General features: G+C 71.8%; 1 protein-coding gene. It reads right to left on the reverse strand.

The features are described 5' to 3' along the window. Nucleotides 1–327: IS5 family transposase (locus IO29_RS31350; RefSeq protein ID WP_234316404.1), on the reverse strand; the 327-nt coding region annotated here is incomplete at its 3' end. Nucleotides 328–330: the final 3 nt, after the last annotated feature.

The raw sequence follows: 330 nt of genomic DNA on the forward strand, positions 1-330 counted from the left end.
CACCCGGCCGGATCGAGTGCCCCCTTTTCGGGCCCCGGCCGCGTGCTGGTGGGCACGCACGGTCGTCGAGTCCACGCACACGACCGTCCAGTCGACCGCGCCGGCCGCGTCGCAATGCTGCTGGACATGGGCGAGGAGCCGGTCCCAGGTTCCATCGGCCGACCAGCGGCGGAAGCGCTCGTAGACCGTCTTCCAGGGCCCGTACCTCTCCGGCAGATCTCTCCAGGCGGCGCCCGTGGACAGCTTCCACAGAATCCCGTTGACCACCTGGCGACGGTCACGCACCGGCCTGCCCATCCGCGGCGGCGCCAGCAACGGCCCGATCACCGC

The organism is Streptomyces sp. NRRL F-6676, from assembly GCF_000725625.1.
GTDB lineage: Bacteria > Actinomycetota > Actinomycetes > Streptomycetales > Streptomycetaceae > Streptomyces.